Source organism: uncultured Paraglaciecola sp. (assembly GCF_963977085.1).
Lineage (GTDB): Bacteria > Pseudomonadota > Gammaproteobacteria > Enterobacterales > Alteromonadaceae > Paraglaciecola.
In genome coordinates, this window is record NZ_CAXBNC010000014.1 from 23,068 (window position 1) to 37,218 (window position 14,151).

Consider the following 14,151-nt stretch of genomic DNA (forward strand, 5'->3'; position numbering starts at 1 on the left):
CTCCAAAATATTATGTTTGATTGATGTAACTAGCGGGTATTGCCGTTAGCTAATATCAGTATCAATAAAATAGTGTGAGAAGCTTGAGAGAACTTTGAAAGACTTTGAAACTCTTATAAAACAATAGGTTAGATAAGGTTAATTTTCCTTTGTATACAAATTTGCATAATCCTTGATGCTACTTGTTCCTAGGTTTAAGTCTTTTTGAAAGGCATTAATATAAGTTTGGTGTCCTGCGTTCCATTGTTTACCTAAACGTATTTTTAATTTTTCTGCCATATTGACTGCTTGTTGAAAATCACCTGTTGCGTGAGCATAACTTGCAGGGATCATGGCAAAAGCGGGTCTGGGATCAAACCAATCGTATTTGTTGCGTTCATCTATATAGATTTTGGCTTTAGAAAATTGCTGCAAATTCAAATAAGTAATTGCTATATACGCCGACACTATTGAGCGAGGATAAGTAAATTGCTCTACTGATCTCTGGTACACTGCCAATCCAATTTTTTCAGCTTCCGCTAAGTTTTGCTCTTTTAAAGCAGCCAATACTAAATCTGCTTGGGCAATCAACTCACCTTCCGTATCCCCTAGCTCCTGGTAAAGTGTGACTACTTCATTGAGTTCACGTTTGGCAATGGCATAACGTTTACTAGAAATTTTGATACCCGCCGACATGTGTTTTGCATAAACCAAATAGTTTCTAGCGCCCAACTGTCGAAAAATATCTGCCGATTTTTGATAATAGTGGCTCGCCAATTCATAATCTGTATTGCCAACCCAAATAGTATTGCCTAAGTTCAGCAAAGCTTGTGCTTCACGGAGTTTAAATCCATGTTGTTGAAAGGTATCTAAAGCAATTTGTAAATGTCCCAAGGCTTTACTAATGTCGCCTATTGCTTGATAGCTAGTGCCAATATTCATATGGGTTGAACCAAACAAATCTTTATCTTGGGTTTGCTCTACTGCCTCTAAAAAACCATTGGCTATATCGATTGACTGTTCTAGATTGCCTTGACTGTAGGCAATGTTCGATAATACATTCTGTAAAAAAATAGTCTGTCGGATATCTAATGCTTGCTGCATTAATTCTTGGATACCATGTTCGGCCTGTTTTAATTTGCCTTCACGATACAAAATTTCAATCTGGTATATTTTTGCCCAAGTAAATGAGGGTTCACGCTTTATCGCTAAGTCTAGATAATCCTTAGCACTTTGAAATTCACCGTGGTAAACACGACTCACTCCAATTGCGTAATCCTGATTCGCCATGTGGTTATTCGTATAAGTGTGGCTTAGCATCAATCGCTCTGGGCTTTGCGGCATTAACATTTGTAATAAATGCTCAAGTAACATATTTGATGCTTCTAAGATATCTTCACTAATAAAACTAAAATTAGTCCCTTTATTATCTCTATAAATAAGTTGATAACTTAAACTCGGCCGCTTGTCTTGTGACAAGTTTAGATTCATTAACAATAGTTGCTTGCATCCCAATGCGGGGCATACTTGTGCGAATATAGTGTCGGGATCATATTGAAATTGAACGCTTTCTAAGTTACTCAAAGTGGAATTCATATTAGCCACTTTAATTTTTGGAAAACGTTGCAACTCTTCGATAACCATAGTCATCACACCGTATTCAACCCAAGAGTCTTGATCATCGCCCGTTTGCACATGCACGGGTAATACGGTTAATAAATCTGTTGTGGTTACGCTTGGTGCAATAGATTCATCTTTAGATTGTTTTGAAAAGTAGAACCAAAGTACCGAAAAACAAATAATACACAACAAAGTAATGGTGAGAGCTGTAGTTTTTTTTCTAGTTGGGGTTGTCTTAAATGGGGAAGTAACACTAGACGATTTAGTCATTACGGGGATTGTTGGCAATTCAATTTGTTCTATTTTTACATTTGAATTGATTTTAAAGCCTTTACCCCTAAGAGTTTGAATAATTTCTTGGTCCGAAACATGTTGAGCCAACAAATGTCGAGTATCAGACACAAGACGAGACAAAGACCATTCGCTTACTACTAAGTCTTTCCACAATTCATCAAGTAAATGGTATTTTTCGACTACTTGATGATCCGCCAAAATGAGTTTTTCAAGAAATTGGAAAGATTTTTCTGGAAGATCAATAACCAATCCCTGGTAAGACAATACCTGCTTGAGGGGATCAAGTGAAAATCCACAAAATTGGTAAATATAAGGTTTAGTATCCATGCCACCCTCTTAAAAAACTGTTTAAATATTGATGTCTTGCTGGATAAATATCAATCACTAATTAAAAAAGGGCAGTTTTTACAACCGATTTATTATCAGCGAGAAAACTAACTAGCGTATTGGTATCATTTTAAAGGCAGGATAAATTGGGGAGATTTCGTTTTTTTACGAGCCGTTATTTTCTGAAACCGTTTTATGATGACCTATTTTATGTGGCTTTCGAGCGAGGCAAAGTGCGACCTATTAACTTATCAATAGTAGTGCTTATTTAAAGATTGATGATCAGTTATTTTCACTATTTTAGAGTCTTTTGACACAAACCCGATTTACCAAAGACTAACTATTTAGGTTCACAATAAAAATGCCTCAAATAGGCATGAGGCAGTTCATGCAACAAGAATTTGAACAGGTAGTAGCAAATAATCAGGGGCGAATAAAATATATCGCTTCTCGTTATTCCCAGCAACATGATTTTGAAGATTTATATCAAGAAATCTTAATGCAACTGTGGCGCAGCTTTACTACTTTTAAAGGCCACTCATCCCGAGAAACTTGGCTATATCAGGTGGCATTAAATACTGCCTCAAGCTTTGTGACTAAAACCATCAAACACAAAGAACTACAAAAAGTGTTGGCTGAAATTGTGAAACCTGACTCAGCCGCAGTGCAGGAAAATTGTCAGGCAGAAATCCTTAATAAATTTATGCATACCTTATCGGATACCGATTCGAGTATTTTGATGATGTATTTAGATGGCTTAAGTTCTGATCAAATCGCAACAGTGGTTGGTATTAGTGATAATGCCGTGAGACTTAGGATTAAACGTATTAAGGCAACATTTGAGAATGAATTTATAGGTGAAAAGTCATGAAGTTTGATGATCTAAAAACTAATTGGAAAGCCGAGATTGAATCCGATAAGAGTGCTCAAGATTTGACCCTTATGATTAAATTATTGGCAAAAGAAACAAGTAAGGTGGATAAAAGTATTAAGCGTCGAGACACCTTAGAAATTTCAATCGCATTACTTTTAATACCGGTGTGGAGTTGGAAACTTTTTTATGCTGCGAGTTTAGTTCAGAGTTTGGGGTTATGGATTGCGATATTAGCTTGTTTATTTATCCCTTATAAACTGATTAAAGCCAAACGTGTCGATGCGCCAAAAGACAGCAGTGTGATGGCGTTTTGGCAGGTTGAAAAAGTAAAAATCGAGAAGCAGATCAAACTATTAGAGTCAATTGCTGTTTGGTACTTATTCCCTTTAATGTTGGCCATTGTGTTGATCACTGCTGGTGCTTCAGTTGATGAATCTGGCATGCCGAGAATGACCGAACAACTGGCTATTTATTATGGATTTTGCGCGCTATTAAACATCGGAGTATATCTTCTAAATAAAAAAGCCGTCAAAAAACAATTACTCCCCTTACTTGATAAAATTAAGCAAAGGATTAGCGAATTAAACGAATTAAAGGAGATTTAAAATGCAACCATTAGTCAGTAAGTTACTGGTGATTTTTCTAATAATCACCACGCAAAGAGTCGCTCCAGTATTAGCAAATATTGATACCGAGAGCATTCAAGAAATTATTAAACTTAAGTTAGAAAAACAGAAAAGTGCGGTGGGTGTATCGATCGCCATTATTGAAAATGGAAACATTGAATATTTAAGTTTTGGTGTTACTGAACAAGGGAATAAAACCCCAGTTACCGCTGCAACACTCTTTGAAATTGGTTCGATTTCTAAAACTTTTACTTCTATGGCACTCGCCAGCATGGTAACAGAGGGAAGGGTGAAGCTTTCAGATCCAGTACAGCAATATTTACCCAAATCGGTAAAAATGCCAACAAAAAATGGCAAAACAATCACTTTGTTATCACTTGCAAATCATATGTCGGGACTACCTAGGTTACCGGATAATATGCCTTTTGGTGACCCTGCCGATCCCTATGCGGACTACACCTTAGAATTGTTGTACGAGTTTTTAAATAGCTACGAGCTAACCCGAGAAATAGATGCACAGCTTGAGTACTCCAACCTCGCCGTAGGCTTGCTAGGCCATATTCTGGAACTTATTGACAATAAAACTTACCAGCAAGTGATTTACGATAGAGTCTTTAGTCCGTTAGGTTTGGCTAGTAGTTTTGTCGATGTGCCTGAATCACACAAAGCCTTACTGAGTAACGGGCATGATGCAGGTTTAAATGTGGTTAAACATTGGCAATTGCCCGCGCTTGCTGGAGCAGGCGCAATTAAGTCAAACATTAAAGATATGGCCCAGTATTTAAAGGCTAACTTAAACCCAGAATTCGACTTTGTTAAATTAACCCATAAGCAAACCACGGGGGGAGATAATGAAGGCCCAAAGGTAGGCTTAGCATGGTTTACTTCTGAGCATGATAAAGGGTCCTATTTATGGCACAACGGTGGTACAGGAGGTTTTCGGTCTTTTATGGGGGTTGACCAAACAAACAATAAAGGCATTGTGATTTTAGAAAACACAGCCAATGGTTTGGATGCACTCGGCAATGCCTATTTGCAAGGTACGCTTGCTCAATTAAGGTCAGATATCTTAAATGTCAAAATGGTGGATGAAAGGAAGTTAGCTCGGTTAAATGGCGAATACGAATTAGCACCCGGACTTATTATGGCAGTGTCTAATCAAGCTCAACAACTATTCGTACAAGTAACAGGACAAACAATACTTCCAGTCACCGCCAAATCCGACATTGAGTTTGTGCAAACTGCAGTTGGGGCTAAAATTATCTTTGAATTGAATGATAAAGGTGAAGTGCCGTATTTAACGTTAGAGCAAGCAGGTCGTAAAATAAAAGCACTAAAGTTAGATCCAAATAGGCCTAATGAACATGACAATAAAGTCACCCTGACTCAAACTGAGCTAGATAATCTAAACGGTATATATGAACTAAGCTCAAACTTTGCGATTACCATAACCAATGAAAACGCGCAGCTTATCATCCAAGCAACATCTCAGCCCAAAATCCCTTTCGAAACCAAGTCTAAATCAGAATTTAGCAATGCCATGGTACAGGCCAGAATCGTTTTTGAATTAGATGCCGCAGGTAAAGCGACAAGTCTAACTTTATTTCAATCAGGGCAAGCACTTAAAGGACTTAAAAAGTAGATTTTTAACTCTTAGTGGCATTGTAACAATGTATACCAACCATGCTAAGCACGGTTGTTAAACATGGTTTTCATCTGATTGGCGAAGGCGACAAATTTTTCTTTGATGGTGCGTTTAATCTTAATGTCTAGGCCACCAAATAACACTAATCCTTCAATGGTGATTGTCGGCGCTTGGCGTGATGCAATAGAGGGGGCTGAGTTATCAATGCCCCCTAAAATACAAAAGGCTTTTGAAATCACATTGATGTCTTCAGGTACCGAGATGTCGGTTCCGCCAAACAGACACAGTGTTTTTATGGTGACATTAGGAGTGGTAAATATAGCGTCAGTAAAATCAATGTCCGCCCCTCCAAATATTGTAATGATCCTTATCTCACGGGGCACTGCCCATTGACCGCTGCGACAGGACCCACCAAAAACATTGACTATAGTATCGGTCTCTTCTATATCGCTAGCACCATAGTTGACGTTGAATTGTCGTTCTTTTTGTGAGGTAAATTCTGTATCTTTGGTTTTTTCTAAATCGGCCGTTAAATCGAATATTTCTTGATGATTTTGACTCGCCATAGCCTGATCTAGCCTGCGTTCAAATGCTTCACTAGAAATCACACCATGACTGTAGTTGTAAATTAGCGTATCTATTACTTCTTCACGTAGGCTTTCAATAGGTCTGTCTTCGAGTTTAACGGCCATGTAGGTTCCCTAAATTTTAGTAAATTGACATCTTAACGATATTTTTAATTGATAAAGCAGATACTATGCCATTTAAAAATTCAATTAAAATCAATGTGTTAAATTTCTATTGGGTATTTCTCTTTGAGTAATCCGACACTTTTTAGTGATTTTCACACTTTTGTAGGGAAAATCAAAACTAGCTTGGCGCCACCTAAATCACTTTGTTTGATTTCAAGTTGACCTTGGTAGGCACTGACTAAATCTGCCACTACAGCCATGCCAATTCCTTGGCCATCTTTATAGCTATCTAAACGTGTGCCTCTTTCTAACAATTGTTGGCGTTTGTCTTTTGGTATACCGGGACCGTCGTCTTCAATATAGATCAGTAATTTACTCTGGCTAGTTGCTACCGATAACTTGACTTGCTTGGCAGCCGCTTTACAGGCGTTGTCTAATACATTGCCTAATATTTCCATCAAATCAGTGATGTCGCCATGAAAACCTAAGTTCTGATTATGAATATCTTGGTTGAGTGTTAAGTGTTTGTCTGCGTAGACTTTGTGCATAGCGTTAAATAATTTATCCACTACAGGTTTAATTGGAATAGCTTGTTCAAAAGTGCTTGTGGTACCTGCGACGGCACGTTTGAGCTGTCGTTGTATTTGTAGATTAATTTGATTAATAGGCTCTTTGGCTTGTTCTGGCAAATTTGCTGTACCAGACAATACTGCTAGGGGGGTTTTAAGACTATGGGCTAAATCGCTTAAGCTATTTTTGTAGCGACTGCGCTGTTGTTGTTCGGTATCTAATAAGTGGTTAATACTGCTTTTAAGTTTTTCTAGTTCTGGGGGATAACGTTGATCTATACGTTTTAAATGGCCACTTTCTGCTTGGCGTATTTGTTTATTAAGTCTGCTTATTGGTAATAATGCAGCGTTTAAACTAACCAATAATAAAATTAGCAATAACAGGGCAATCAGGCCTAACCAATTCCAAAGGGTATTGGCGAATTTGCTTTTTTCAGTATTAAACACCTGTTTATCTTGAAGTATATAAAAGCTAATCGGCTGATATCCTTGGTCGGTTTCAAATTCTGCAGTATAGGCATATAAAAAATAACTATTTTGCATCAAGAAATCTTCGATAAAGGCTTCAGAGCCTGTATCTGGTGGTATAAATTCAGGTTGTTGTTGCCAGTTTAAAGTAGACAGTGATTGCCACAACACACCCTCATGGGATTGGATAAAAGCGTAAAGCCCTGAGCCTGGAATATTAAATTGATCATTATACAGTTGTTCAGGCATTACTGCTTGATTGTCAGTATTCTCCAATTCAAATTCAGAAATTAAGGTTAAGCTTTGCACCCGCAGTTGTTGCAGCATTGATTGACTCAAACTGCTATTGAAAGCCTGCTCTAAGGTGACCGCAGTAAGAGGAATGAATATCAGCAACGCTAGAAGAGCGGCGGCAAAACTCCTTAGTCTAAGGGAAAGGTTATGCACTAGCTTTTCTAATCAAGTTAGAGCTCACGATTAATTCGATAACCTCGACCGCGAAGTGTTTCTATGGGATTAACACTGCCATCGGGATCGATCTTTTTACGCAAGCGCCCCACAAAAACTTCAATTACGTTACTGTCTAAGTCAAAGTCTTGATCATAGATATGTTCAGTCAGTTCGGTCTTAGATACCACTTTTTGTGGATTTAACAGTAGATATTCCAGTACTTTATATTCGTAGGCAGTGAGTTCAATGTACTGGCCATTAACCTTCACTTCTTCGCTCAGTGTATCAAGGGTGATAGGCCCTTTTTCGATTGTAGGGTGTGCTTTACCCGCCGCTCGACGAATTAATGCATTGATGCGCGCCAATAACTCTTCGTTATGAAAAGGTTTGGTTAGGTAATCATCTGCGCCTGCATCTAATCCTTCGACTTTTTCTTGCCATCTATCCCGAGCGGTAAGAATCAAGATTGGGCAACTCACATCATTTTTACGGGCTTTTTGGATCACTTCAAAACCATCCACTACGGGTAACCCTATATCGATGATGGCTAAGTCATAAGTATGTTCTTGCAATAAAAATAACGCTTTTGCACCGTCATCTGCCAAGTCCACGCTATAACCATTTTTTTGCAATAATATGTCAAGCTGGGTCAGTAAACGGCTGTCATCTTCTACTATCAATATGCGCATTTAGAGCCTATTTGTCCTTTGAAATTACATCTGCTGGAGGTGATTTTTGTTTCCAGCGCTACGAAATCAAACTAATCCTTTTTCTTCTTCTGGCTCACTTCACCAGACTTTTTGTCGACATCTACTGATATCACACGTCCAGATTTTTGGAGTACTTTGACCCTGTATCTATTTTTATTTTGGACAACCTTTAAAACCCGGCCATTGACTTTTTGCTGAGCCTTTTTGGCTGCATCAGATTTGGTTTTAGGGGCTGTTTGAGTTTCTTGAGCAGAAATAGGTGTGCCGCTTAACGATATCGCCGTTAAGCAAACAAGTATGAATCTAATGTAAGAGTTCTGCTTCAAGGTTTCTCTCTTATTGGTTGCTGTTTAATCCTTAGTTTACCCCAATCACCATTTGACTGAAAAGCAATTGCTATTGTTATTATGAGATTAGGGTATGAATGGCACAGTCAGTTTAGCTAGTTATATATACGGACATACTTAGCAGGCTTCTCTTGCGTAAAGGTCTGGTATACTTTTCCCTGAGAGCGATAAGTGACATTGTATCCGTCTATTACACGTACTTTCTGGGCTTTTGTATGTGTAGTCACACAGTTTTGTGGTTTTACCTTGTAGGTTTGTATGTCAGCACTATTAAGCTTATGCACTAATGTACTGCCAAGCACGGCTCCCGCTACAGTACCTAAACCTTTGTGTTTGTTGTCGCTTGCAGCATGTCCAATAATCCCTCCTACAATGCCACCCACTATTGTTGCCCCTTTATCATGGGAAATGCGTGTTATTGTTTGTGTCTTTGCAGGTTCGCAGTATGTGTGAGGTTGACCGACTGATACATACTTGTAGACAGGTGTTGAATCAATCACTCTTGCTTTAAATTCGCCTCGGCTATGTTTACTCTCGTTGTGATAACTGGATTCATGTTTAGCCGAAGCTAAAGGGGAAAAGGTCAAAACGAGTAATGCGCTTGTTATTAATAATTTCATGTAATCACTCCTGTTTAAGTGGTTACAAGATTAATAGTATTAGGCTGAATTTTAGCTGAACTAAGGTTAAATGAACTATCCCTCAAAGTTCGCTAGGCGTGGATGTAAATCCGTTTTGAAAAAATGCTCCTAGCCCGCCATAAGAGGATTTTTACAATCTACATACAGACTATGCTTTTGTTTATGGGTGTAGATATGGATACTCAAAGGAGTGCCACCTATTTCATCCCACATTTTGGAGTGTGCAGATGACGGGCATATGGCTGTTCTTAGGTAGGATTTTTGAACTTCTTTACTCATTTCTAGTGGAGCTGGAATTTGTATATAAGCATTGATCTTACCACCAAGGTTTCGGGCTCCTTTGTAGCGCCACTCTCCTAACACAAAAGTTTGGTAAAAGGCTGCGTTAACCACTTTCAAAGTATTATCTGTAATGCGCTTTTGGGGCGGAGTTGACATGGCCACGTCATTCTCTGTGGTTGCCGCGTTACTTTGTATACAACCACTTAAACTGATCCAAACTAGCATCAGCGACAGACCATAAATAGCTTTATTCATTTTATTCTTTGGGGAATTTTTCATATACACCTCTCACTAATCTCAATTAGTTATCGGCAAATAGTAAAATTACTCAACTATTGTGAAAATGATTTAATAATCAATTGGCTTTATAGGGGATCTTTACTGAATTTAAGGCAATGTAGGATTGCCTAAAAATCGACTTTTTTTCTTAAGGCCTTAGTTCTACCAGATTTTACTTTGCTATCGACACGTTTGATTTGTGAGTTTCTGCTAGGTTTTGTTGGTCGTCGCGCCTTTTGTAGTTTACCAGCCTCTACCAGTATTTCGGAAAGTCTCTCTAAGGCGTCCTGTTTATTCATTTCTTGAGTGCGATGACTCTGGGCTTTGATAATTAGAATACCTTCTTGGGTGACCCGTTTATCTTTGCCAGACAGCAGTTTTTGTTTGACGTATTCTGGGATAGCTGCAAGATTAATGTCAAACCTTAGATGAATGGCACTAGACACTTTATTGACATTTTGTCCGCCAGCACCTTGCGCACGCATGGCACTTAATTCGACGGCAGGCATCAGTGATTCAATATTTGGTGTATAACTCATCTAAGGCTTGTTCACAATTTAAGGTAAGACCTTTATATAGGGTTTAACAGTGACCTTTTCAAAGACGCCTGCAAGTGTATAAGGATCGGCATCGGCCCATTGTTGGGCATCTTGTAAACTATCAAACTCGCCGATAACCAAAGAACCAGTAAATCCCGCTTCGCCTGGATCTTGGCTATCAATTGCAGGGCAGGGACCAGCGACTAAAATTCTGCCTTGGTCGACTAGAAGCTGAATACGCTCAAGGTGTGCTGCTCTGGTTTGTTTACGCAGGGGTAAACTGTTTTCAACGTCTTCGCAATAAATGCTATACCACATGGATTTATCCTATTTAATTTCCAAACGTTAAGCCGCTACTTGTGAGTAGCCGCTTTCATTTCTGTCACAAAACTTTTTAGTTTTTCTAGCATAACCTCAGGCTTGTCTAGGTTTTCAGCAATAATATTGACTGTTGCTGAGCCAGAAATGGCACCTGCGGCACCAGACTGGATGGCGTCTTTTACTTGTACTGGAGTGGATATGCCAAAACCAAGCAGTGGTGGTGCCACTTTATATTGGGTCAGTTTATCAATCAGTTCACTGGCCGGAATAGACACAGCAGTTTCAGCTCCTGTTACACCAGCGCGTCCAAGCAGGTAGGTATAACCCTGTGATTTTGTGCCAATTTCTGCGAAAGTTTCATCACTGGCATTAGGTGGTGCAATTAAAATTTGTTTAATACCGGTTTGCTCGGCAATAGCAATAAAGCGGTCTGCTTCACGAAGAGGTACATCGGCAATTAAAATTGAATCTACACCTGCGGCTAGTGCATCTTGATAAAACTTTTCGATACCACGTTTTAGCACTAAGTTACTGTACAACAACAATCCGATTGGAATTTCTGGATAAGCCTCACGTACTTGGTGAATGATTTCAAAACAGTCATCGGTTTTGATCTTATTCGAGAGGGCGCGAATGCTGGCCTTTTGAATAGTGGGGCCATCGGCAATAGGATCAGAGTAAGGAAAACCTAATTCTAGTGCGTCCGCTCCTCCTTCTATTAAGGCCTTAATGATATTCACTGAGGTTGATGTGTCAGGGTCGCCGACCATCACAAATGGTACAAATGCTCCTTGGTTTTTAGATTCGAGTTGTTCGAACATATTTGCATAGCGATCAGCAGTATTAGTCATGGTTTTGATCTCCTAAAATGCTATGGACATGGGCTAAATCTTTGTCGCCTCGTCCAGATAGATTCACCACTATGATAGTGCCATCTTCTGCTTCATCAGCCATATTTAGCCCGTGAGCTAAGGCATGTGAGGATTCCAGTGCTGGGATGATGCCTTCTTTACGGGATAAAAGTTGAAACGCATTCAGCGCTTCTTCATCGGTGACAGATACGTATTCTGCGCGGCCAATATCATAAAGATGCGCATGTTGAGGACCCACAGCAGGATAATCAAGGCCTGCTGATACCGAATACGACTCTTCAATCTGACCATCGTCATCTTGCATAATATAGCTAAATGCACCGTGTAAAATACCTGTTGTACCTTTGCCTATGGCCGCGCCGTGCTCTTTGGTATGCACGCCTTTTCCTGCGGGCTCCACACCAATTAATCTCACACTTGGCTCATCGATAAAATCAGCAAACATACCAATGGCGTTTGAACCGCCGCCCACACACGCCACCACTGCATCAGGCAAACGGCCTTCTTTTTCCATAATTTGTGCACGGGTTTCTTCACCTATCATGCGGTGAAATTCACGCACTATAGTCGGGAAAGGGTGGGGGCCTGCTGCGGTGCCTAATAAATAATGGGCTTTGTCGTAGTTTGCTGACCAGTCGCGCATTGCTTCATTTACTGCATCTTTTAAGGTGCCAGAACCTGAGTTCACCGGAATAACGGTAGCGCCCATTAAGCGCATTCTGAATACGTTGGGAGCTTGGCGCTCCATGTCTTTAGCGCCCATATAAATGCGCGCTTTTAGACCCATTAATGCACAGGCTAATGCAGTGGCCACACCATGTTGGCCTGCACCTGTTTCGGCGATGACTTCTGTTTTTCCCATACGTTTAGTTAACAAAGCTTGACCCAAAACTTGATTGGTTTTGTGGGCGCCGCCGTGTAATAAATCTTCACGCTTGAGGTAAAGTTTTACCTTTGGGTTGCTGACTAAGTTTCTAGTTAAGGTCATGGCTGTTGGGCGACCTGCATAATCTTTTAATAAACCCATAAATTCCGCTTGGAATTCAGGATCCTTTTGGGCATCAACAAAAACCTGCTCGAGTTGGTCAAGTGCAGGGATCAACAACTCGGGTACATACATACCGCCATAGTTGCCAAATTTACTGTCTAATTGATTCATCTATTACTCACTTTTTAAAACGGTTTTAGCTTCGAGTTACGAGCTAACAGCTCGATGCTGGTAACTGCTCTTAGTACTCTCTAAGCTGGCTAAAAGCCTGATTAATTTTGTCTTGCTGCTTAATGCCCGGTGCGCTTTCCACACCTGAATTTAAGTCGAGCATAGCAACCTGCAAATTCGCTGCTTGTTTAACATTGCTTGGGGTGATGCCACCTGCAAGCACAATGTTGGACTTGTCGGTTAGTTCATCTAACAATTGCCAACTAAATGCTTGGCCTGTGCCACCCGTTTGTTCGCCTACTTGGCAATCTAATAAAAAGTAATCTACGCCACTTTCATCTAAAGTAGGTAAGGTTTGTTGCACCCCTTTCGCTAACCAAATCTGACATGAGCTAGGTAAGTGTTTACGTAGATCGTCGATAAAAGTTTGGTTTTCATCACCATGTAACTGTACTGCCACTAAGTTCAGTTCTTTTGTATACTTGGCGACGCGTTCAATAGGGGCGTTAACGAACACGCCTACATAGTTATTTGGTACAGCATAAGTAATTTGTTTAGCTTGCTCTAAGGTAACAAAACGTTTGGATTTTTCTGCGAAGATCAAACCAGCAAAACTTGCTGGACTGTCTTTGACCAATTTGGCGCCGGTTAAGCTGGTGGTGCCACAGATTTTGATTGTTCCATACAGCAATTGTTTTGCAGCAAGCTCAATGTCTTTTTCGCCCATTAAAGAGCTGCCAACCAAAAATCCTTCAACTAGAGGCGCAAGTCTGCGCACGTCTTGATGGGTGTATATACCCGATTCTGAGATGATCACATGGTCATGTGTGGCATGTTGCTTAATTAATGGCACCAAACGTTCAGTGGTGGCTAAGTCTGTACTAAGGTCACGTAAGTCACGGTTGTTAATGCCGATGATTTTAGCCTTTAACGCACAGGCCCTTAGCACTTCTTGTTCGTTACTGACTTCAGTGAGTACATCGAGTTGGTAATGCTCAGCAAGGTTTGCCAACTCGGTATATTGAGCATCATCTAATACCGACAACATCAGTAATACCGCATCGGCGCGATGATAACGGGCTAAATGAATTTGATAAGGATCAACAAAAAAATCTTTATTAATCACCGGTTGAGTCACGCGGTCCCGCACATACTCTAGGTATTCAAATTTACCTTGGAAATACTTCTCATCAGTCAATACAGAAATACAGGCAGCATAAGGACTGTAAGCTTGGATGATTTCGTCTAAATCAAAATGTTCACGAATTAACCCTTTAGAAGGAGACGCTTTTTTACATTCTAAAACAAAACCTGCATTGGGCAGCGCTAAAGCCGCATAAAAACTGCGGTCTGATGGTGTAAGTTCATCGATAAAATCGGCCAAGGGAAAATTAATTTTCAGTTGCGCGATTTCTTGCTTTTTATCTAGGACGATTTTTTCTAATACATTGGCCATT

General features: G+C 39.9%; 15 protein-coding genes. 3 read left to right on the forward strand and 12 right to left on the reverse strand.

The features are described 5' to 3' along the window. Positions 1–138: 138 nt before the first annotated feature. Complete coding sequence (locus tag AAC000_RS15485) at positions 139–2,220, reverse strand: winged helix-turn-helix domain-containing protein (RefSeq protein ID WP_339723834.1); 2,082 nt, start codon at positions 2,218–2,220, stop codon at positions 139–141. 388 nt (positions 2,221–2,608) lie between these two features. Between AAC000_RS15485 and AAC000_RS15490 the strand changes: the two genes are divergently transcribed. The 3 genes from AAC000_RS15490 to AAC000_RS15500 are packed head-to-tail and all read left to right on the forward strand — an operon-like array spanning position 2,609 to position 5,362. Further along, a complete protein-coding gene (locus AAC000_RS15490) occupies positions 2,609–3,091 on the forward strand; it encodes a sigma-70 family RNA polymerase sigma factor (protein ID WP_339723836.1) in 483 nt (160 codons plus the stop codon). After that, positions 3,088–3,699, forward strand: a complete 612-nt coding sequence (locus AAC000_RS15495) for a hypothetical protein (protein WP_339723837.1) — start codon at positions 3,088–3,090, stop codon at positions 3,697–3,699. Before AAC000_RS15490 ends, AAC000_RS15495 begins: the two co-directional genes overlap by 4 nt. A 1-nt stretch (position 3,700) precedes the next feature. Further along, positions 3,701–5,362, forward strand: coding sequence for a serine hydrolase (locus AAC000_RS15500; RefSeq protein WP_339723838.1), 1,662 nt, complete (start codon positions 3,701–3,703; stop codon positions 5,360–5,362). Positions 5,363–5,406: 44 nt separating this feature from the next. Here the strand turns inward: AAC000_RS15500 and AAC000_RS15505 are convergent, their stop codons facing one another. From AAC000_RS15505 to trpCF, 11 genes are all read right to left on the reverse strand, one after another. Further along, positions 5,407–6,057, reverse strand: a complete 651-nt coding sequence (locus tag AAC000_RS15505) for a LiaF domain-containing protein (protein WP_339723839.1) — start codon at positions 6,055–6,057, stop codon at positions 5,407–5,409. A 152-nt stretch (positions 6,058–6,209) separates the two neighbouring features. After that, complete coding sequence (locus AAC000_RS15510; RefSeq protein WP_339723840.1) at positions 6,210–7,541, reverse strand: ATP-binding protein; 1,332 nt, start codon at positions 7,539–7,541, stop codon at positions 6,210–6,212. A gap of 17 nt (positions 7,542–7,558) precedes the next feature. Further along, positions 7,559–8,233 carry a response regulator transcription factor gene (locus AAC000_RS15515; protein WP_339723841.1) on the reverse strand — a complete coding sequence of 225 codons (675 nt, stop codon included), beginning with the start codon at positions 8,231–8,233 and terminating at the stop codon, positions 7,559–7,561. 71 nt (positions 8,234–8,304) lie between these two features. Next, positions 8,305–8,580 (reverse strand): PepSY domain-containing protein, encoded by a 276-nt coding sequence (locus AAC000_RS15520; RefSeq protein ID WP_339723842.1) that lies wholly within the window; start codon positions 8,578–8,580, stop codon positions 8,305–8,307. 116 nt (positions 8,581–8,696) lie between these two features. After that, entirely contained in the window at positions 8,697–9,221 is a 525-nt protein-coding gene (locus tag AAC000_RS15525; protein ID WP_339723844.1) for a glycine zipper 2TM domain-containing protein, read from the reverse strand. Positions 9,222–9,350: 129 nt separating this feature from the next. After that, complete coding sequence (locus AAC000_RS15530; protein ID WP_339723846.1) at positions 9,351–9,803, reverse strand: hypothetical protein; 453 nt, start codon at positions 9,801–9,803, stop codon at positions 9,351–9,353. A gap of 128 nt (positions 9,804–9,931) precedes the next feature. Continuing rightward, positions 9,932–10,342, reverse strand: coding sequence for an alternative ribosome rescue aminoacyl-tRNA hydrolase ArfB (gene arfB, locus AAC000_RS15535; RefSeq protein ID WP_339723847.1), 411 nt, complete (start codon positions 10,340–10,342; stop codon positions 9,932–9,934). Positions 10,343–10,360: 18 nt separating this feature from the next. Further along, a complete protein-coding gene (locus AAC000_RS15540) occupies positions 10,361–10,660 on the reverse strand; it encodes a YciI family protein (protein WP_339723848.1) in 300 nt (99 codons plus the stop codon). A 35-nt stretch (positions 10,661–10,695) separates the two neighbouring features. Then, the gene (gene trpA / locus AAC000_RS15545) at positions 10,696–11,514 is read right to left on the reverse strand and encodes a tryptophan synthase subunit alpha (protein WP_339723850.1); all 819 of its coding nucleotides are present in this window, start codon (positions 11,512–11,514) and stop codon (positions 10,696–10,698) included. Beyond that, positions 11,507–12,694 carry a tryptophan synthase subunit beta gene (trpB, locus tag AAC000_RS15550; protein WP_339723851.1) on the reverse strand — a complete coding sequence of 396 codons (1,188 nt, stop codon included), beginning with the start codon at positions 12,692–12,694 and terminating at the stop codon, positions 11,507–11,509. Before trpB ends, trpA begins: the two co-directional genes overlap by 8 nt. A 70-nt stretch (positions 12,695–12,764) precedes the next feature. Beyond that, the gene (gene trpCF / locus AAC000_RS15555; RefSeq protein WP_339723852.1) at positions 12,765–14,150 is read right to left on the reverse strand and encodes a bifunctional indole-3-glycerol-phosphate synthase TrpC/phosphoribosylanthranilate isomerase TrpF; all 1,386 of its coding nucleotides are present in this window, start codon (positions 14,148–14,150) and stop codon (positions 12,765–12,767) included. Position 14,151: the final 1 nt, after the last annotated feature.